At 43.7% G+C, this 19,742-nt stretch carries 17 protein-coding genes and 1 tRNA gene; 14 read left to right on the forward strand and 4 right to left on the reverse strand.

Annotated features, from left to right (window positions below; all coding sequences use genetic code 11):
- Positions 1-210: 210 nt before the first annotated feature.
- Together ACFPIB_RS05600 and ACFPIB_RS05605 are read right to left on the reverse strand one after the other, a co-directional pair.
- Positions 211-852 (reverse strand): VTC domain-containing protein, encoded by a 642-nt coding sequence (locus tag ACFPIB_RS05600; protein ID WP_378016452.1) that lies wholly within the window; start codon positions 850-852, stop codon positions 211-213.
- Between the two features lie 220 nt (positions 853-1,072).
- Entirely contained in the window at positions 1,073-1,741 is a 669-nt protein-coding gene (locus tag ACFPIB_RS05605) for a DUF4956 domain-containing protein (protein WP_378016453.1), read from the reverse strand.
- A 152-nt stretch (positions 1,742-1,893) separates the two neighbouring features.
- On the opposite strand from ACFPIB_RS05605, the gene ACFPIB_RS05610 reads away from it, so the two are divergent.
- The 6 genes from ACFPIB_RS05610 (at position 1,894) to rplT (ending at position 9,485) form a co-directional block, all read left to right on the forward strand.
- The gene (locus ACFPIB_RS05610) at positions 1,894-4,389 is read left to right on the forward strand and encodes a DUF5686 and carboxypeptidase-like regulatory domain-containing protein (protein WP_378016454.1); all 2,496 of its coding nucleotides are present in this window, start codon (positions 1,894-1,896) and stop codon (positions 4,387-4,389) included.
- 851 nt (positions 4,390-5,240) lie between these two features.
- Positions 5,241-6,233, forward strand: a complete 993-nt coding sequence (locus ACFPIB_RS05615) for a tetratricopeptide repeat protein (protein WP_378016455.1) — start codon at positions 5,241-5,243, stop codon at positions 6,231-6,233.
- Between the two features lie 21 nt (positions 6,234-6,254).
- Complete coding sequence (thrS, locus tag ACFPIB_RS05620; protein ID WP_378016456.1) at positions 6,255-8,192, forward strand: threonine--tRNA ligase; 1,938 nt, start codon at positions 6,255-6,257, stop codon at positions 8,190-8,192.
- 91 nt (positions 8,193-8,283) lie between these two features.
- Positions 8,284-8,829 carry a translation initiation factor IF-3 gene (gene infC / locus ACFPIB_RS05625; protein ID WP_378016457.1) on the forward strand — a complete coding sequence of 182 codons (546 nt, stop codon included), beginning with the start codon at positions 8,284-8,286 and terminating at the stop codon, positions 8,827-8,829.
- A 34-nt stretch (positions 8,830-8,863) separates the two neighbouring features.
- Positions 8,864-9,061: a 50S ribosomal protein L35 gene (gene rpmI, locus ACFPIB_RS05630; protein ID WP_150904294.1), complete on the forward strand. Its 198-nt coding sequence runs from the start codon at positions 8,864-8,866 to the stop codon at positions 9,059-9,061.
- Between the two features lie 79 nt (positions 9,062-9,140).
- On the forward strand, positions 9,141-9,485 hold the full coding sequence (gene rplT, locus ACFPIB_RS05635; protein WP_150904295.1) for a 50S ribosomal protein L20: 345 nt from the start codon (positions 9,141-9,143) through the stop codon (positions 9,483-9,485).
- A gap of 111 nt (positions 9,486-9,596) precedes the next feature.
- Here rplT and ACFPIB_RS05640 read toward each other — a convergent pair whose 3' ends face one another.
- The gene (locus tag ACFPIB_RS05640) at positions 9,597-10,334 is read right to left on the reverse strand and encodes an outer membrane beta-barrel protein (RefSeq protein ID WP_378016458.1); all 738 of its coding nucleotides are present in this window, start codon (positions 10,332-10,334) and stop codon (positions 9,597-9,599) included.
- A 115-nt stretch (positions 10,335-10,449) separates the two neighbouring features.
- Positions 10,450-10,523 (reverse strand) — tRNA-Met (locus ACFPIB_RS05645).
- A 120-nt stretch (positions 10,524-10,643) separates the two neighbouring features.
- Between ACFPIB_RS05645 and ACFPIB_RS05650 the strand changes: the two genes are divergently transcribed.
- The 8 genes from ACFPIB_RS05650 to bshB1 all read left to right on the forward strand — a co-directional run bounded on the left by ACFPIB_RS05650 (position 10,644) and on the right by bshB1 (position 19,690).
- The gene (locus ACFPIB_RS05650) at positions 10,644-11,063 is read left to right on the forward strand and encodes an START-like domain-containing protein (RefSeq protein WP_378016459.1); all 420 of its coding nucleotides are present in this window, start codon (positions 10,644-10,646) and stop codon (positions 11,061-11,063) included.
- A 71-nt stretch (positions 11,064-11,134) separates the two neighbouring features.
- A complete protein-coding gene (locus ACFPIB_RS05655) occupies positions 11,135-12,547 on the forward strand; it encodes an LptF/LptG family permease (protein WP_378016460.1) in 1,413 nt (470 codons plus the stop codon).
- Positions 12,548-12,801: 254 nt separating this feature from the next.
- Complete coding sequence (rpsO, locus tag ACFPIB_RS05660; RefSeq protein WP_378016461.1) at positions 12,802-13,077, forward strand: 30S ribosomal protein S15; 276 nt, start codon at positions 12,802-12,804, stop codon at positions 13,075-13,077.
- Between the two features lie 139 nt (positions 13,078-13,216).
- Complete coding sequence (gene pnp / locus ACFPIB_RS05665) at positions 13,217-15,364, forward strand: polyribonucleotide nucleotidyltransferase (RefSeq protein WP_378016462.1); 2,148 nt, start codon at positions 13,217-13,219, stop codon at positions 15,362-15,364.
- Positions 15,365-15,555: 191 nt separating this feature from the next.
- Positions 15,556-16,419, forward strand: a complete 864-nt coding sequence (locus tag ACFPIB_RS05670; RefSeq protein WP_026464485.1) for a sigma-70 family RNA polymerase sigma factor — start codon at positions 15,556-15,558, stop codon at positions 16,417-16,419.
- 366 nt (positions 16,420-16,785) lie between these two features.
- Positions 16,786-17,727 (forward strand): thioredoxin-disulfide reductase, encoded by a 942-nt coding sequence (gene trxB / locus ACFPIB_RS05675; RefSeq protein ID WP_378016463.1) that lies wholly within the window; start codon positions 16,786-16,788, stop codon positions 17,725-17,727.
- Positions 17,728-17,885: 158 nt separating this feature from the next.
- Entirely contained in the window at positions 17,886-18,950 is a 1,065-nt protein-coding gene (locus ACFPIB_RS05680; RefSeq protein WP_378016464.1) for a peptidoglycan DD-metalloendopeptidase family protein, read from the forward strand.
- 20 nt (positions 18,951-18,970) lie between these two features.
- A complete protein-coding gene (gene bshB1 / locus ACFPIB_RS05685; protein WP_378016465.1) occupies positions 18,971-19,690 on the forward strand; it encodes a bacillithiol biosynthesis deacetylase BshB1 in 720 nt (239 codons plus the stop codon).
- Positions 19,691-19,742: the final 52 nt, after the last annotated feature.

Raw genomic sequence — 19,742 nt, forward strand, 5'->3', positions numbered from 1 at the left:
TTTTTTACCTCTAAACCGTACCGTTTTTCTACTTAATTTGATAGCATGTTTTAGCTAAAGGCAATGCGCTTTATTTTACTTTTCAATAGAAAAACTATAGCGTTTTGCATTTCCTTTTAGCTCAGATTTTTCAGTGAAAATTCATAGCGTTTTGCGCTTTATTATTCTGACTTTTTAGGCTGAAAACCATAGCGTTTTTACTGTATTTATTTAGCCGTAGCAAGCCATAATTGCCTGTACATATTTTGAATTCCGGGTCATGCGGAATGGAAGATCCTGGCTAATGTGATTGTAGCTTTTGGTATAGTCAGCCGGATATTTCAGTTCCAGAATAATGGTATGATCTCTGTAAGGCTGAATGTTGAAATTGAGGTTTTTATCTACGGGGTAAAAGGCTTGCTGCCGGTCTACGGTTATGCGCACTTTTTTATCGAAAGAAAGGAAATAGGAGCGAAGATAACGTACCATTACCGTTGGCTCAATATTGTTCGAAGCCAGCCATAAATGTTGCTTCATATACAATTCATAAGAGAAATCGCCGCCGGGTTTAAACGAAGGTAGTTCTGAATAACGCTTGTAACCAACCTGGTTTTCCTTAATCTTTATTTCCAGAGTTGGATCGTGAATATGGTCAAGTTGTGGGCCGTACCACCTGATGCGCTGCTTCACCCGATCAGACAAACCTGCAACATTATCGTTGTAATAATCCAGTTCCTGTGTATCGAGGTAAATGCTGTTGATGTACCGGTCTGGAAACGCTTTGCGAAACGACAAACGGTGCTGCGACAATATTAACAGCACTTCCTCAAATGTTACATTCTCAGCCCGGAATTTTCGCTCGAAACGCAGCATTTTTTAAGGATTAATTTTTAATGACTAATGATTAATGATTAATGATTAATGGATAATGATATAAGTTTAATGTTTAATAAAGAAGGAGAAAGACTGTTTATGATATTACATTTTGAAAACGGTAGTCTTTTAGGTCTGAAAACTGACACTTTCTCCTTCCTGTTTTTTTTTAAATTTCTAATCCGGTTAAATTAAATCTCCCAGAATAATTAATCATTAATTAAAACACTAGGTTTCGTTGTTCAATAAAGGAGAATTCAATGTCGTTGGAAAAGGCGGCGAGCGCATCCTGGGCTTGGATCACGAGGTCCATATTTGTGGTTGAGATCTGGTACGAAAGCGTGATCATGTTGCCGGAATTATCCATGCGTTTAAGCAGAATGCTTTTAAAATGCTGCTTCAGAATTTCGTGAATCGGATCTACTTGCGAACGTTGGCACAGAATGTTTATGAACATGTGTTCGGAAGTGCTGAAGGCTTCTTTTTTACTCAGTAAAGCTTGGCCGAAAAGTAGTATTAAAATAACCGTTACAGCAATGAGCGTTACAAAAACCTGGTTGGCTCCCATGGCTAAACCGATACCAATGTTCAGGAATAAATAACCAAGTTCTTCGGGCTCTTTAATGGCCGTGCGGAAGCGGATAATAGATAATGCGCCTACCAGACCGAGCGAAAGTGCCACCGATGCTTTTACAATATAAATGATCAGCATGGTGGTAAGCGAAAGCAACAGGAAATTCTGTGCGTATTTTTTCCGGTTGGAAATAGAAGTACCGAACTTAACGTAAAATTGTCCGATCCCGTAGGAAATAATTGCCGTAATAACCAGGTTCAGGAGAAATTGTTCGTGGCTTTGATATTTGATATCTTTAAAAAAATCAAGATCCATGGAGCGGCACCTTTTTTGCTGTTTTTCTGCACTAACGCATATTCCGTTCCGAAGTTATTTCAAACGATTCTGAATGGATGTTATACATCGGAAAATTCCTTATATTTACAAAAGCCGAATTGAACCTGAAGTTCACCTAAAAAGGTACTGCCTTGAAACGAAAACTACTTTTTTTCTTACTTTTCTTTGTAACCGGAAGCGCTTTGCTGGCGCAGGAAAAAGTATTTAACGGCCGCGTGATCGATGCTCAAACCGGTGAGCCATTGCCATTTGTGAGCGTATATTTTAAAAACTCCGATTTCGGCACCACTACCAATTTCGATGGAAATTATAGTTTTAAAGCTGTTCCGAATTCCGATTCCCTCACGGTTTCTTACGTGGGTTATATTACCCGCTCCAAAGCGATTACGAATGAAAAAGTACAAACCATAAATTTTCAGCTTCAGGATAATTCTACCAGTTTGGCGGAGGTATTGATCAGGCCAACCGAAAATCCGGCGTTTAAAATTCTGCGGCAGGTAGTGGCGCATAAAGCGCTTAACAATAAAGAAAAGCTTAGCGCTTACCAATACGAAAGCTACAACAAAATTGAGCTGGACGTAGATAATATTACCGATGCCTTTAAAAAGCGCAGCCTGATTAAACCGGTCACTTCCATACTGGACAGTATAAAATTAATAGCCGGCGATGAAGGCGAACCTGTTCTGCCGGTCTTTATTTCTGAATCGCTTTCCGATTTTTATTACCTGAAGAACCCGAAGAAAACCAAGGAGATCATTAAAGCCAGCAAAGTAACCGGCATTGGTATGGACGATGGTAGCCTGATATCGCAGTTGATCGGTTCAACGTTTCAGGAATATAATTTCTACGACAACCGGATGAATTTGCTGAAAAAGGAATTCGTAAGCCCGATAGCCGATGGCTGGAAATTGTATTACGATTACGATCTGGAAGATAGCCTCTACATAAACGGCGTTTATTGCTACAAATTAAAAGTGATTCCGCGCCGCGCTCAGGACCTGGTTTTTGGCGGGTATATCTGGATCGCGAAAGAGAATTATGCGCTGCGGCAGGTTGATTTGAGTGTAGGAAAATCTGCGAACTTAAACTTCATTGAAAAAGTAAAGATCCAGCAGGAATTGCAACCAACTTCGGCAGGGCCGTATCTGCCGGTGAAAACACGTTTACTCGTTAAAATTATAAGCGTTGGAAAGCAAAGGCCGGGCATGCTGGCTAAAATTTATACATCCAGCCGCAACATTCAGGTAAACCAGCCGCAACCGCTGAAATTTTATACCGAGCCGGTCGAACTCGCCGAAAAAGCTCTGAAACACAATGATACTTTCTGGAATGAAAACCGCCACGACAGCTTAAGCGCCACCGAACAACACGTTTATGCTATGATCGATTCGGTACGGGAAATTCCGGCGGTGAAAACGTATGTAGAGATCGTTAATATCATTATTAATGGTTATAAAACCGTTGGTAAAATTGATCTGGGACCTTATCCTTACACGTATGCTTTCAACAATATTGAGGGGCACCGTTTCCAGGTAGGCTTTAAAACCAATCCTGAATTCAGTCGCAAAATCGAGTTCAGTGGTTTTGGGGCATACGGTACCCGCGATGGCCGTTTTAAATACCGCGCTTCGGGCAGGGCCATTTTGTCGCGCCGTAAATGGACCGAAGTTGGAATTTCGGATAAAGAAGACCTGCAGCAAATTGGTTTAGAAACCGAAAAGATCGGCGATAATGCTTTATTTCTGGCTTCCAGTCGTTTCGGGGAATTAAAACGCCCATATCGCCAGCACGAAACGGAGATCTGGGGCCAGCGGGAATTGTTTAAAGGATTTACCGAACGCATAACCCTGCGTCAGCGCAGTTTTAATCCTCTGTTCCCTTTTTCCTACGTTTTCGATAGCAACGAAAATGGCGTGGTGTTAAAAAACAGTTTTTCAACTTCGGAAATTATCTTCGATACCCGCTTCGCTAATAATGAAATGTTCCTGCAATCGGAAAACAGTCGGATAAGCTTAGGCAATAAAGGATGGCCGGTTTTCAATCTGCGGTATTTGCTGGGCCTGAAAAATGCGCTGGGCTCCGACGTTTCATATCAGCGTCTGGAAGCCAATGTAAGGCAGGATATTCCGATGGGTATTTTAGGAACGGGCCGCTACGAACTGGAAGCCGGACGGATTTTCTCAACAGTTCCGTACCCGCTCCTGGAAGTGCATTTGGGCAACGAAACGCCGTTTTACACCCGTAACGCATTCACACTGATGAATTATTTTGAATTTGCTTCCGACAGTTACGCTTCGTTGCATTACAACCAGCATTTAGAAGGTTTTGGCCTGAACAGCATTCCATTAGTAAGCAAATTAAAGTGGAGAATGGTTTTAACCGGCAATATTCTGTACGGCCATTTAAGCGACGCAAATTTAGCATTGTTGCCTCCGCAGGATCATCAGGGGCGTGACCTTGAAACGTTTAATCAGTTCTCTAATGGCGTACCTTACGCCGAAGTTGGATATGGTTTTGAGAACATTTTTAAATTTCTCCGGGTACAGGCTTTTCACCGCTTAACCTACCGCAATAATCCCGATGCCAATAATTTCGGCATTAAAGTAGCTGCGCAGTTCAATTTGTAGAATGGGTAGGATTACGGAATGAAAAAGTAAAAATGGAGCAAGGTATGATTGGCTGAACAGTTATTTTGTTCAGGATTTTCAGGACAATTGTCTGAATTGAGATTCGTCAGATTCAGGGATTAATAGATTTAACCATCCCTAACCCCTCCTTGAAAAAGTGGGGAGCTTTAAAATCGTCAGCTAAAGCAGACGACAATGAATTTAGAACCATTTACATTTCAATCTCACACATTTCGCCAGCGCAGCGTCGCCTGAAAACCACGGTACCCGAGAAAACTAAACTAAAAAAGAAGCTGACTACGAAGGTGAATGATACCAGTTTCTGTGAGAGCGGCCTCCGCACTTTCCGGCTTTTGCTTTAGCAAAATTGCGCAAGCAAAGGAAAGGGTGCAGCCGCGAACATAGAAACGAAGCCGCCCGGCTTGAGGGAATAAATTGCCGATGAAAGTTAAAAGTCAGCTGTTTAGCAAAATGGTGTTTAAAAAATGCTAGCACTTTTAGTCAAAAAACTGCTAGCCGCCGATGAGGTCCTACGCTAGCGCTCAGAAAGACATAAAAACGCTATCCTTTCAAGCTCAAAAAGTCAATAGCGAACCAAACTACTAATACGAAGAGATCTCTCCTGACGTCGAGATGACGGAAAAACGCTATGCTTTTCAAGCATAAAACTCCCATACCGCTATTTCTACCTCCCAAAACAGGCAATTCTGAGAAAATATTAATACTTTAGCAGCTGTTTTCAAAAACAAAAAAAGAATACTTAAGAGCCAATGCGGTTGCAATTTTGTTACGGGTTATTAATTATGGGTTTATTAGGGTCTTGTTCAGGAAAGGACAAAACTCAGGAAAAAATGATGGACCTGAAAACAGTTGCCGATAAACCGGATGTAAAAATTGCACGCCTGACCGAAGCGATTGAAAGGGAACCGAAAGCGGCGGGTTTATATGCACAACGCTGCCGTGCTTATCTTGATATAAAGAAAAACGAAGAAGCACTCAAAGATGCAGAAAAGGCAATTTCTATTGACGCAACCAACGGTGAATATTTTTTCCTGAAAGCTAAAGCCCAACGCGCCCTTAATCGTCTGGAAGCGGCTTTAAGCTCTGCTAAAGCTGCTGAAACCAAAAATTACCGGCACGCCGAGCTGTATATTCTGATGGGAGAAATTTTCATTATTGTAAAACAATATCAGCAAGCCATCGATTACCTGAACCAGGCATTAAAGCTTTCTTCTTTCAACGAGTTTGCCTATTTCTACAAAGGCATTGTTTATGCCGAAAGCGGCGATACAACCCGCGCTATTTCCAATTTCCAGACGGCTATTGAGCAGGCGCCGGAATTTGTAGAACCCTATAACGAGCTTGCTAAGATCCACACGGCACAACGGAAATTCGGCGAAGCGCATCAGTATATTCAGTCAGGTTTGCGGTTCGATGCCAGCAACGCTTTTCTGCATTATAACGAAGGCGTGAATTTAGTGAAGCAAAATCTTGCTGACAGCGCTGCCACCAGTTTTGAAAAAGCTTTGCGCGCCGATACAGCTATGTATCTGGCTACCTACAATTTAGGGGTGATTGCCTACAACAAAGATAAATATGCCGAAGCCGTGAATTATTTTGAAAACGGTTTGCGTTATGCCGATAGATTGCCGAACCTTAACCTGCTTTTAGCCGACAGTTACGAAAAATCCGGCCGGGGAGAAGAAGCATTACAGCAATATAATGTAGTTTTGCAAAAACAGCCGGAAAACAGTTTTGCTCTGAAAGCGGTCCATCGCCTGAATCGTCAACCGAAAAACGCTATGGATACAACTGCAAAAAGTAAACGGTCCGGCCAATTTTAATATAGAAATTTTTTCTACGATATGATAAAGATTACCCTGCCCGACGGAAGCATTCGTGAGTTTCCAAAAGGCGTAACCGGTTTTGAAATTGCCTCCTCCATTTCGGAAGGATTGGCCCGTAACGTACTTGCCGCCAAAGTGAACGGTGAAGTATGGGATTCTACCCGTCCGATAAACGAAGATGCCACGGTACAACTTTTAACCTGGAACGATCAGGAAGGTAAATCAACTTTCTGGCATTCGTCAGCGCACTTAATGGCCGAAGCTATAGAAGCGTTGCATCCGGGCGTACAATTCGGTATTGGTCCGGCTATTGAGAATGGCTTTTATTACGATATCGATTTAGGTGATAAAACCCTGAGTCAGGATGAATTTGCCGCCATCGAGAAAAAGATGCTGGAGCTTACCAAAGAGAAAAGCGTTTTCGAACGCCAGGAAATTTCCAAAGCCGATGCCATCGATTTCTTCACCAAAAAAGGCGATAAATATAAATTAGACCTGCTGAAAGATCTGCCGGACGGTTCGATCACGTTCTATCACCAAGGCAATTTTACCGATCTTTGCAAAGGGCCGCATATTCCGAATAGCGGTTTTATTAAAGCCGTGAAGCTGATGAACGTGGCCGGGGCTTACTGGCGTGGCGACGAAAAAAGCAAGCAGCTTACCCGCGTGTACGCTATCACCTTCCCGAAACAAAAAGAGCTGACCGAATACCTGGAGCGTCTGGAAGAAGCTAAAAAACGCGACCACCGCAAACTGGGTAAAGAACTGGAGCTATTCGCTTTCTCCGAAAAAGTAGGAGCAGGCTTGCCGTTGTGGTTACCGAAAGGAACGCTGCTGCGCGAGCGTCTGGAGCAATTCATGCGTAAAGCTCAGATCAAAGCTGGTTACAGCCCGGTTGTTACCCCGCACATTGCCAGCAAAGAACTTTACGTAACTTCCGGCCACTACGAGAAATACGGCGCCGATTCTTTCCAGCCGATCCGCACTCCGAATGAGAACGAAGAGTTCTTCCTGAAACCAATGAACTGCCCGCATCACTGCGAGATCTATAAAACCAAACCGCGTTCGTACCGCGACCTGCCGTTGCGTTTAGCTGAATTTGGTACTGTTTATCGTTACGAACAAAGCGGCGAATTACACGGCTTAACCCGCGTGCGCGGCTTTACTCAGGACGATGCGCACATTTTCTGCCGCCCGGATCAGGTAAAAGAAGAGTTCATGAAAGTGATAGACCTTGTAATCTATACTTTCAAGACTTTAGGTTTCGATGATTATACTGCCCAGATCTCTTTGCGCGATCCGGAAAACAAAGCGAAATACATTGGCCGCGACGAACTTTGGGAAAAAGCCGAACAAGCAATTGTGGAAGCGGCTTACGAAAAGAACCTGCCAACTGTAACCGAACTTGGTGAAGCCGCGTTCTATGGTCCGAAACTGGACTTTATGGTACGTGATGCGCTGGGCCGGAAATGGCAGTTAGGAACCATTCAGGTAGATTACAATTTGCCGGAGCGTTTCGAACTGGAATACAACGGTTCTGACAACGAAAAGCATCGTCCGGTTATGATCCACCGTGCGCCGTTTGGTTCGCTGGAACGTTTTGTGGCCGTATTGATCGAACATTGCGCCGGTAATTTCCCGCTGTGGTTAAGCCCGGAACAGTTCGCCATTCTGCCGATCTCGGAGAAATACCAGGATTATGCCCAGCAGGTTTATGATCGTTTAATGCAGGAAGAAATTCGGGGCTACATCGATAATCGCGACGAAAAGATCGGCCGTAAGATCCGCGATGCGGAAGTGAAGAAAGTGAGCTACATGCTGATTGTAGGCGAGAAGGAACAGGAAAATGAGATCGTTTCGGTACGGAAGCACGGCGAAGGCGACTTAGGAAATATGACCGTTGACGTATTTGTTGAGCACTTTAAAAATATTATTGAGGAAACTTTTGCCCAATAAATGGGGTATTGTTTTCATTTGTCGGAAAAATACCCGATATTCGCACCCTGATTGTAAAAACTAAGCTAAGGAGGAACAATTTATAGCTACTATGAACAGACGCACCCCGATGCGGGCAGTTGTCGAAGAGCCATATAAAATTAATCAACGCATTACGGCCCGCGAAGTACGGGTGGTAGGTGAGAATGTGGAACCGGGTGTTTACCCGCTGGATAAGGCTTTGAGCCTGGCCCGCGAGCAGAACCTGGACCTGGTAGAGATTTCGCCGAAAGCGGAACCGCCGGTTTGCCGCATCGTTGATTATTCAAAGTTTAAATACGATCTGAAGAAAAAATCGCGCGAACTGAAAGCGAAAACGCAGAAAGTGGTGCAGAAGGAGATCCGGTTCAGCCCGAATACCGATGACCATGATTTTGAGTTCAAGCTGAAGCACGCTAAAGCCTTTTTAGAAAGTGGCGCAAAAGTTAAAGCTTATGTACACTTTGTAGGCCGTTCGATTGTGTTTAAAGAACGCGGTGAAGTATTGCTGCTGAAGTTTGCGCAAGCGCTGGAAGATTTTGCGAAAGTAGACCAGTTGCCAAAGCTGGAAGGTAAACGGATGTTCCTCTTCCTTTCGCCGAAACCTAAAAAAGCTTAATTAATAAGAAAAATTATCAATCAATCTATATATTATGCCTAAAGTAAAAACCAAATCAGGCGCTAAGAAGCGTTTCAGCCTGACAGGTACTGGCAAAGTAAAGCGTAAACACGCTTTCAAAAGCCACATCCTGACCAAGAAAACCACCAAGCAGAAAAGAGGTCTTACGCACATCGGCTTAGTTCACGAAGCAGATGAGAACCGCGTAAAACACATGCTCGGATTACAGTAATTTTTTAAATGTTTAACCCGGTGCCCGGCCCCAAGTATGCCCGTAAAACGGTATCGCCAGTCACCAAAAAAGTACAGAAATGCCTAGATCGGTTAACGTCGTAGCAGCACGACACAAAAGAAAAAGAATAATGAAATTGGCCAAAGGTTACTTTGGCCGTCGTAAAAACGTTTGGACGGTAGCGAAAAACGCCGTTGAAAAAGGTTTACAATATGCATACCGCGACCGCAAAGCTAAGAAGCGTGACTTCCGTGGCCTGTGGATCCAGCGTATCAACGCGGGTGTACGTGAGTATGGCATGTCTTACTCCCAGTTTATGGGCGCTTTGAAAAAAGCAGATATCAACTTAAACCGTAAAGTTCTGGCTGACTTAGCTATGAACCACCCGGAAGCTTTCAAAGGCATAGTAGAAAAAGTAAAATAACGAATTGATAATTTTGCAAAGAAAAGGCCCCGGAATTTCCGGGGCCTTTTTTATTTTCGGTATTCCAAAACGCTATGGTTTTCAGGGCAAAAACCATAGCGTTTTTACACCTTATTTCAGTTTGTAAGATAAGCCGAAACTGTAATTAATAGCATCTAAATCTTTCTTAGTGGTAACGTTGTTGTGCCAGAATTTTGCGCTTGTGTATAAAGAATAAACTTCGAAGTTCGTTCCAATCTTTTTGCCTTGCCATTTTATGCCGCTGCCTATTCCATAGGCAAAGCCCTGGGTTTTGGAAAGAAATTCCGGTAAAGTTTTCTTAGATTCTGTAGAATTAATATCGGGGTGCGTATTAAAAGAAGCTCCCGCACCAACTTTCATGTATATTGCTAACACTGGAGCTAACGGGTATTTAAAAATGGCATTAGCGAGCAAATAATTAGTTCGCCAATTGGTGTGGATATAGTATTTTACCGGAGCCTTTTGTTCTGAGTAAGCTTCAATATCGAAGGGGTTGCGGCGAATTCCGAATGTTAAGCCAAGGCCAAAATAGTTATCTATAAAACCGTTGTATTCGGCAGCTATGTGGTAACCCTGCTCGGCAAAGCCGGCTTTTTCACCTGCATTTGATTTATCACCGAAAGCGCCTTTGGGAACACTGATACCGGAGCGGATTGTAATCGTGCTTCTTTCATAAATTTCTTCGATTTGAGCCAACGCTTGGAAGCTGCTTAATGAAAGTGCCAGGGCCAATAGTTTTGTTTTCATAGCTTTATTTTTTTGAACAGTAAACCTGCCAAAATTTATGGATTTCAGTTGAGGTAAAGAGGGAGGTAAAGAATTTTGCATTAGAGTTTTTAGAGTCAAAACCCTATCGTTTTTAGTTGAGCACAGCACAAATAAATCTTAAAAAACAAAAAAGCCTGTAACTGGTTAGGTTACAGGCTTTAAAGCAATAAATCAGTAGCGGGGAGCAGGGTCGAACTGCCGACCTCAGGGTTATGAATCCTGTGCTCTAACCAACTGAGCTACCCCGCCGTTTTGATGATGCAAAGGTAGCAAAAACAGATTTACATTCGCAAATTTTTTTTCAAGAAAATAATTTCTTTTATTGGGTCACGTTATGAATATAGTATCCGCTTAATTTTTTTCCGATTTATGCTTACTACCATGAATGATCCTGCCTCTAAAGTTAAATTTGTCCGCGAATATGCAATCAATGCTTCACCTAAAATTATTTATCCTTACCTGAGTTCTGCCTCCGGGTTAGCCCGCTGGTTTGCCGATAACGTAAATATTCTGAGCAACAATGTTTACAACATCATCTGGGATAAAGAAGATCACTTTACAGAACTTACCAATGTGCGGAGCAACCGCTCGGTGCGCATCGTTTTCCTGGATGAAAATAAACAACCCGTTGCCGATGCCGATTACGTAGATTTTACCATTGAGACCAGCGAACTTACCGGCGAGCAGTTTTTACGCGTAACGGATTACAGTTCTGAGCAGGATGAAGAAGAAATGGAAGAACTTTGGGACAACCTGATTCAGAGTTTACGCGAAATAATAGGGGGCTAAGCACTTTTTTGCGCTAAAACCCTACCATTTTTGTTTTACAACCGGTAGCTTTGCGCCCCTTACGTTGCTGCATGAAGAAACTAGATAAACTCATTCTCTCGTCCTTTTTCGGGCCATTTTTTTTAACCCTGGCCATTGCAGAGTTTATTCTGCTTACGCAATACATGCTCAAATATCTCGACGACCTGGTAGGGAAGGATCTGGGGTTTGCCGTAATTGTGGAGCTGCTCATGTATTTCAGCATGAATATGCTGCCGGTGGCGCTGCCGCTGGCGGTGTTGCTTTCTTCGCTTATGACCTTCGGGAACCTGGGCGAACATATGGAGCTAACGGCAATTAAAACCTCCGGCATTTCTCTGGTACGCGCATTATTGCCCATTTTTGTGTTTACCATTCTGGTTTCCTGTTTTGCTTTTTTCTTCAACAATAATATTGTTCCGAAAGCCAATCTGAAAGCATATAGTTTACTTTGGGATATCCGGCAGAAAAAACCATCGTTAGATTTGCGCGAAGGCTCTTTTTACAACGGAATTCCGGGTTACAGCATTAAAGTGGGGAAAAAGTACAGCGATGGACAAACGCTGGGCGACGTAATTATTTACGACCACACGCAGGGTCGCGGCAATACAGCGGTAATTCTCGCCGATTCCGGCATTATGACCACCAAGTTTGACGATAAATACCTGTCGATTGAGCTTTTTAACGGCAAAACTTTTGTAGAGGAAGCCAACGAAAACCTGCGCGACGATGGCACACCGTTTGTGCGGCAGAGCTTCCGCGAAAACCGCATCATGTTCAATTTATCGTCTTTCAACCTTGACCGCACGCGCGAAGAGTTGTTTGCCGAGAACAAAATGATGAAAAATATTAACCAGCTGAAATACGTAACCGATTCGCTGGAGCGGCAAGTTGCGCGCGAAAGCAAGCTGGTTTCTACCAACATTACGCCTTATTATACCTATTTCCGTTCCACGCAACCAATAGTTGGCAACAAGCCGCTTTCGGCCGATGCTAAAATACAGAAGGAAGTTCCGCCGGTAAACCAGTTTATTCTGCAATCGGCCACGAATAAAGCGCGTAACCTGCGCAGTTTTACCCAGAGTTTTGTGGAGCGTTTGCAAAATACCAAGCGCGAAACCAATAATTTTGAGATCGAGATCTACCGCAAATACACGCAATCTGCCGCTTGCCTTATCATGTTCCTGATCGGGGCGCCGCTCGGAGCCATTATTAAGAAAGGCGGGTTGGGCGTGCCGGTGCTTATTTCTATCTTGTTTTTCATTACGTTTTATGTGCTTTCAATTCTGGGGGAAAAATGGGGCAGGGAAGGGCTTTTGCCGGTAGTACAAGGCATGTGGACGGCCAATTTGATCTTGCTGCCAATCGGTTTATTCTTCCTTTACCAGGCCCGCAACGATTCGGCTTTACTGGAGTTTGACATGTACCGCCGCTTAATGAGCAAACTGAAGCGCAATAAACTCTAAAAACGCTATGGTTTAACGGCTGAAAACTGCTTCATAGTTTTACGGCTCCAAACCCTACCGTTTTTCTTGTTTTTAGTTCTGCACTGACTTTTTAAGCCGGAAAGCCTACCGTTTTTGCACCGCAACTTTAGATGCAGTATTTATTGTACCGGATTTTAATATATATCCGGAAAAATATTTTAGGATTCGTGATTTTCTCATTACCTTTGCACTTTCATAAATAAATAGCTGCACAATAAAATTTAATTCTGTTCATGAAATTAACAACTGAAACAAAGAAAGAAATTTTTGCGAAAAGCGGTTTTAACAAGACAGCCACTGACACTGGCTCACCGGAATCTCAGATTGCCTTGTTTACCCATCGCATTAGCCACCTTACAGATCACCTGAAGGTTAACAAAAAAGATTTTTCTACCCGTTTAAGCTTATTGAAGCTGGTAGGTAAAAGAAGAAGATTGTTGAACTACTTATACAAAAACGATATTAACCGCTACCGCGCTATTATCGCTGAGTTAGGTATCAGAAAGTAATATTAGCACAAGCAGATCAGGGAATTCAACATACGAATTCCCTGTTCTGTTTTTATGGCCGGCCGTTGCCACAAATAACGCGCCAAATGCAAAATTACCAAAGGGGTAATTTTGTTCAGATGATGCAAAAGATATAAAGATGTCGTACAACGCAATTAACAAAACCATTATCATGGCCGACGGCCGTGAGATCAGTATTGAAACCGGTAAACTGGCTAAACAAGCCGATGGTTCGGTAGTAGTAAGAATGGGCAACACCATGTTGCTGGCTACCGTGGTTTCTGCTCCAACTGCCAAAGAAGGCGTAGATTTTCTGCCGCTTTCTGTAGATTACCAGGAAAAATTCGCTTCTTCCGGTAAAATTCCCGGTGGTTTCCTGAAAAGAGAAGCCCGTCTTTCTGACTATGAGATCCTGATTTCCCGCTTGGTTGACCGGATTCTTCGCCCGATGTTCCCGGAAGATTACCACGCTGACACCCAAATTATTATTAACTTAATTTCTGCTGATGCTGAAGTTCTGCCAGATGCGCTTGCCGCATTAGCCGCTTCTGCTGCCTTAGCAGTTTCCGATATTCCTTTCAACGGCCCTATTTCTGAAGTACGCGTTGCGCGTATCGACGGCCAATTGGTTATTAACCCTAAAACTTCTGACATTGCCCGCGCCGATATTGAACTGATCGTAGGTGCTTCTTACGACAGCGTAGCGATGGTGGAAGGTGAAATGAACGAAGTTTCTGAAGCAGAAATGCTTGAAGCGATCAAGTTTGCTCACGAAGCTATTAAAATTCAGTGCAAAGCGCAGATGGAACTGGCCGAAATGGTTGGCAAAACTACCAAACGCGAATACTCGCACGAAAGCCATAACGAAGAATTACGCGAGCGCATCAAGCGTGAACTTTACGACAAAGCTTACGCTGCTGCCAAGTTAGGCAACCCGAACAAAGCGGAACGTAAAAAAGCTTTTGGTGCCCCTAAAGCTGAATTCGTCGAATCTTTAGGCGACGACCATACTTACGATGCCGGCATGATCGGTACGTATTATCACGACGTGGAGAAAGAAGCGGTGCGCAACATGATCCTGAACGATCGTGTTCGTCTGGATGGCCGTAAACTGGACGAAATTCGCCCGATCTGGTCTGAAGTGAATTACCTGCCTTCAACGCACGGTTCTGCAATCTTTACCCGCGGCGAAACCCAGTCTTTGACAACTGTAACGTTAGGTACTAAACTGGATGAGCAGCTGATCGATAGCGCCATGATCTCTGGCACTAACAAATTCATGCTGCACTACAACTTCCCGGCTTTCTCTACCGGCGAGGTGAAGCCAAACCGTGGTCCGGGACGTCGTGAAGTTGGTCACGGTAACCTGGCGATGCGTGCATTGAAAAAAGTATTGCCTTCTGCGGAAGAAAATCCATACACCATCCGTATCGTTTCTGATATTCTGGAATCTAACGGTTCGTCTTCTATGGCTACTGTTTGTGCGGGTTCGCTTGCGCTGATGGATGCCGGTGTGAAGATCAAAGAACCGGTTTCTGGTATTGCGATGGGTTTAATTACCGATACTGAAACGGGTAAATTTGCGGTTCTTTCAGATATCTTAGGTGATGAAGATCACTTAGGCGATATGGACTTCAAAGTTACGGGTACTAAAACCGGTATCACGGCTTGCCAGATGGATATTAAAGTTCAGGGCTTATCTTACGAAGTGCTTTCACAAGCGTTAGAGCAAGCAAGAGCTGGCCGTTTACATATCCTGGGTGAAATGGCAAAAACCATTTCTGCTCCGGCTGCCGATTATAAACCACATACACCACGTTCATTCAACATCATTATCGATAAAGAATTTATCGGTGCGGTTATCGGGCCAGGCGGTAAAGTTATTCAGCAGATCCAGAAAGATACGGGTGCTACTATCATTATCGAAGAGAAAAATGAGAAAGGCCACGTAAATATCTTCGCCACGAACCAGGAAAATATGGACAATGCCGTGAGCAAGATCAAGGCAATTGTTGCAGTTCCGGAGATCGGCGATGTTTACACCGGTAAAGTGAAATCGATCCAGCCGTATGGTGCTTTCGTAGAATTTATGCCGGGCAAAGATGGCTTGCTGCATATTTCTGAAGTGAAGCACGAGCGTCTGGAAAGCCTGGAAGGCGTACTGGAAATTGGCGAAGAAATTCAGGTAAAACTGATGGACGTTGACAAGAAGACAGGTAAGTTTAAACTTTCGCGCAAAGCGTTATTGCCTAAACCGGAAAAACAAACAGAGCAAGCTCCCCAGTAGTTTTAATATAGAAACTGAAAAGGTACATCTGCTTCGGCGGTTGTACCTTTAGCAGTTTTTTACCGGTTTTGCCTACCGTTTTTTATTTAGGGGGATTACCGAACTTTTGGTGCGTATTTCTGCGTTACCCAATCAAACCGGAAACGATTTTTCAATTAAAGTAAATAATATTTTTTTAGACCAATACCCCAATGAGACAACTCAAGATCAGTAAACAAATCACGAACCGCGAAAGCCAGTCGCTGGATAAATACCTGCAGGAAATCGGTAAAGTGGATTTGCTTACGCCCGATGAAGAAGTAACGTTAGCTCAGCGGATAAAGGAAGGCGACCAGTTTGCGCTGGAAAAGCTGACCAAAGCGAACTTACGTTTCGTGGTTTCGGTAGCCAAACAGTACCAGAACCAGGGCTTATCGTTGGGAGATTTAATTAATGAAGGAAACTTAGGTCTGATCAAAGCGGCCAAACGTTTTGACGAAACCCGTGGTTTCAAATTCATTTCTTACGCCGTTTGGTGGATCCGTCAGTCTATTCTGCAGGCTTTGGCTGAGCAGTCTCGTATTGTGCGTTTGCCGCTTAACCGTGTAGGTTCTTTAAACAAGATCTCCAAATCTTTCTCTGAACTGGAGCAGAAATTTGAGCGTGAGCCATCTCCGGAAGAAATTGCCGAAGTATTGGAATTAACGACTTCTGAAGTTGTTGATACGCTGAAAATTTCCGGCCGTCACGTATCAGTAGATGCGCCATTTGTACAAGGTGAAGAAAACCGCTTACTAGATGTACTGGAAAACGAAGACGAAGAATCTCCGGATACCGGTTTGATGAACGACTCGCTTCGTAAAGAAGTGCAGCGCGCTTTATCTACTTTAACCAAACGTGAAGCCGACGTAATTACGCTTTATTTCGGTTTGAACGGAGAGCATTCTTTAACGCTGGAAGAAATTGGCGAGAAATTCAATTTAACCCGCGAGCGTGTGCGCCAGATCAAAGAAAAAGCGATCCGTCGTTTACGTCATACTTCGCGCAGCAAAGCCCTGAAACCGTATTTAGGTTAACAAAAAACGGTAGTGAAATTACCCGAAAAACCCGGCTTTCCAGTCGGGTTTTTTTATGTGGTTTTGGGATTGGTTTTAGTTAAATACCAATTGTAGAGACGTAATACTTTGCGTCTAGCTCGAAGCACCGGCAACAATAATCCATTCTATACATAAATTAAATCGCAGTAATATTTCTTAGGAATTTATCAGGTAGCGCACATCGTAAATTTTCCGCAGACCGTGAAAAGACGCAAAGTATTGCGTCTCTACAACCCAAAAAACGTTATGGTTTGGGGCCTAAAAACTGCCTGCGCGGCCGCATAATGGTAAAAGGTTAAGCATTAATTTGTAATATTGTATTCTAAAGAATTACGAAACACGAAAATGACTGACATAGAACACGTTAAATGTCTGATAATTGGTTCAGGTCCAGCAGGTTATACTGCGGCAATTTATGCTTCCCGCGCCAACTTAAATCCCGTTCTTTATCAAGGGCTGCAGCCTGGTGGCCAGCTTACCATTACCAACGATGTAGAGAATTATCCTGGCTATCCGGATGGTATAAAAGGCCCGGAGATGATGGAAGACTTTAAAAAACAGGCGGAACGTTTTGGCACCGATGTGCGCTATGGTATTGCTACTGAGGTAGATTTCAGTGGTAAACCGCATAAAGTTACTATAGATGGCAATAAAATAATTTCAGCCGATACGGTTATTATTTCTACCGGAGCTTCCGCTAAATGGCTGGGGCTGGAATCGGAGGCACGTTTGAATGGCAATGGCGTTTCGGCTTGTGCGGTTTGCGATGGTTTCTTTTACCGTGGTCAGGATGTAGCCATTGTAGGCGCCGGCGATACGGCTGCTGAAGAAGCAACGTACCTGGCAAACCTGTGCAAAAAAGTTTACATGATCGTGCGGCGCCACGAAATGAAAGCTTCGGTAATTATGCAGGAACGCGTTAAAAATACGCCGAATATCGAAGTTTTATGGAATTCTGTAACCGATGAGATTTTAGGTACGGATGTTGTGGAAGCAGTACGGGTTAAAAATGTTGTAACCAACGAAATGAGCGAAATTCCGGTACAGGGTTTCTTCGTTGCAATCGGCCACCAGCCAAATTCAGATATTTTTAAGAAATATCTGGAGCACGACGAAAACGGTTACCTGAAAACAATTCCGGGTACTTCCAAAACCAATATAGACGGTGTGTTTGCCTGTGGCGATGTGCAGGATTTTATGTACCGCCAGGCTGTTACGGCTGCTGGTTCAGGCTGTATGGCGGCGCTGGATGCAGAGCGTTATTTAGCGGCCCAGGGAATTCATTAATTGAGATCTGGTTTAAAGCATACTAAGAAAATTGTGTTATCAGTTTGTAATACAACGCTTTAAGCCAAAATGCTAACGGTGCCGGGTTCATTTCCGGCGCTTATTAAATCTATTAAATGCAAACTTATTCTGTCCGATTAACTTTGTTTTTTTTACTGATGCTCAGCAGTTTTTCTGTTATGGCGCAGGGAAAGAAACCACCCGTAAAAACAACTCCGGCTAAATCTATCCAGAAATCCCGGAAAGATATGTTCAAGATCAAGGCTCCTAAAATTCAGTACGTGCGGCCTGATACTGCCATTCTGGTGGAATATGATGAATTTCCGGAGGATACTTCTGATGCTGCAAACTCGGTGTTTTTTAACCCAAGCAAACAGCTTTCTATTGTAAGTGAAGATACTTCTACGCTCGATCTTGGTGAGCAGCAGATTGTGGAAATGTCAGAAGAAGTATTGATTGACAGTACCTGGATAAAAGTGGCCGGATATTATGCCATCTGGGATACCCATAATATAAACCCTTATCGCAAAGATGGCCGCAATTTAAAAGATACGCTGCACATTCACCTGGAAGAACCGGAAAAGAAGCGTTACGCGAAAATGCCGCTCGAGAAAACGCCGATCACCTCCGATTTTGGTTTCCGGGGTTACCGCTGGCATTACGGAACGGATATAGATCTGAATACCGGCGATACCATTTATGCCGCATTCGATGGCGTGATCCGGATCTCGAAATGGGATGGCGGCGGTTACGGGAATTACATTGTGGTGCGCCATTACAATGGCCTTGAAACACTCTACGGACACATGTCGCGGCCATTAGTAAACGTTGGAACCTTTGTGAAGGCTGGTGAGGCAATTGGATTAGGTGGCAGCACTGGTCGCAGTTCCGGCCCGCATTTGCATTACGAAGTGCGTTATGAAGGTAATCCGATCGACCCGGAAAGACTTTATGATTTCCCGGATTACAAACTTATCAGTAAAGATTTTACGATTACTTCGGCGCTTTTTAACTATTACAATTCAGCACTTAAGTACAAGAAAGGTGGCAGTCGGAGCGGAGCAACCAGTGCTCGCCGAGCGGCATATCATAAAGTGCGTAGCGGTGATACGATCTCCGAAATTGCCCGTAAATATGGCGTTTCGCAAGCGCAGATCATGCGCCTGAACCGCATAACCGGCAAAACTGTTTTAAAACTAGGCCGTAGTTTACGCATTCGTTAAAATACAAACTCAGGAGAACTATGAAACTGGATATACTGGCTTTTGCTGCTCACCCCGACGATGCTGAACTTTCCTGTGCCGGCACCTTGCTTTCGCACATTGCTCAGGGAAAAAAAGTAGGAATTGTAGATCTTACGCGCGGCGAATTAGGAACCAGGGGAACGCCGGAGATCAGATCGCAGGAATCGGAGGCGGCGACCAAGATCATGGGGATTCATGTGAGGGAAAACCTGGGCATGGCCGATGGTTTTTTTGAAAACGATAAACCACATCGGTTAAAAGTTATTCAGGCCATTCGAAAATACCAACCGGAAATTGTGCTGATGAATGCCATTTCGGATCGTCATTCAGATCATGGTCGCGGTTCCGTTTTGGTTTCAGAAAGCTGCTTTTTGTCGGGTCTGAAAATGATAGAAACTGTAGGGGAAAACAGCGAAAAACAGGCTGCCTGGCGCCCGAAAAACGTGTATCATTATATTCAGGATCGTCGCCATACACCCGATTTTGTAGTTGATATTTCAGCCCATTGGGAAAAGAAAACGGAAGCCATCCGCGCTTTCAGTTCTCAATTCTTTGATCCAAATAATGCTGAACCGAATACGTATATTTCGAGCCCTGAGTTTATGAAATTTCTGGAAGCCCGCGCCCGTGATTTCGGCCATTTAATTGGCGTGGAGTTTGGCGAAGGATTTACGGTAGAACGGAATGTTGGCGTGAAGAATTTGTTCGATCTGGTGTAAAGGGTAGACTAAGGTTTGGTGAAAACAGCATAGCCGTTAGTCTAAGAGGATT

This window comes from Adhaeribacter terreus, from assembly GCF_042657365.1.
GTDB lineage: Bacteria > Bacteroidota > Bacteroidia > Cytophagales > Hymenobacteraceae > Adhaeribacter_A > Adhaeribacter_A terreus.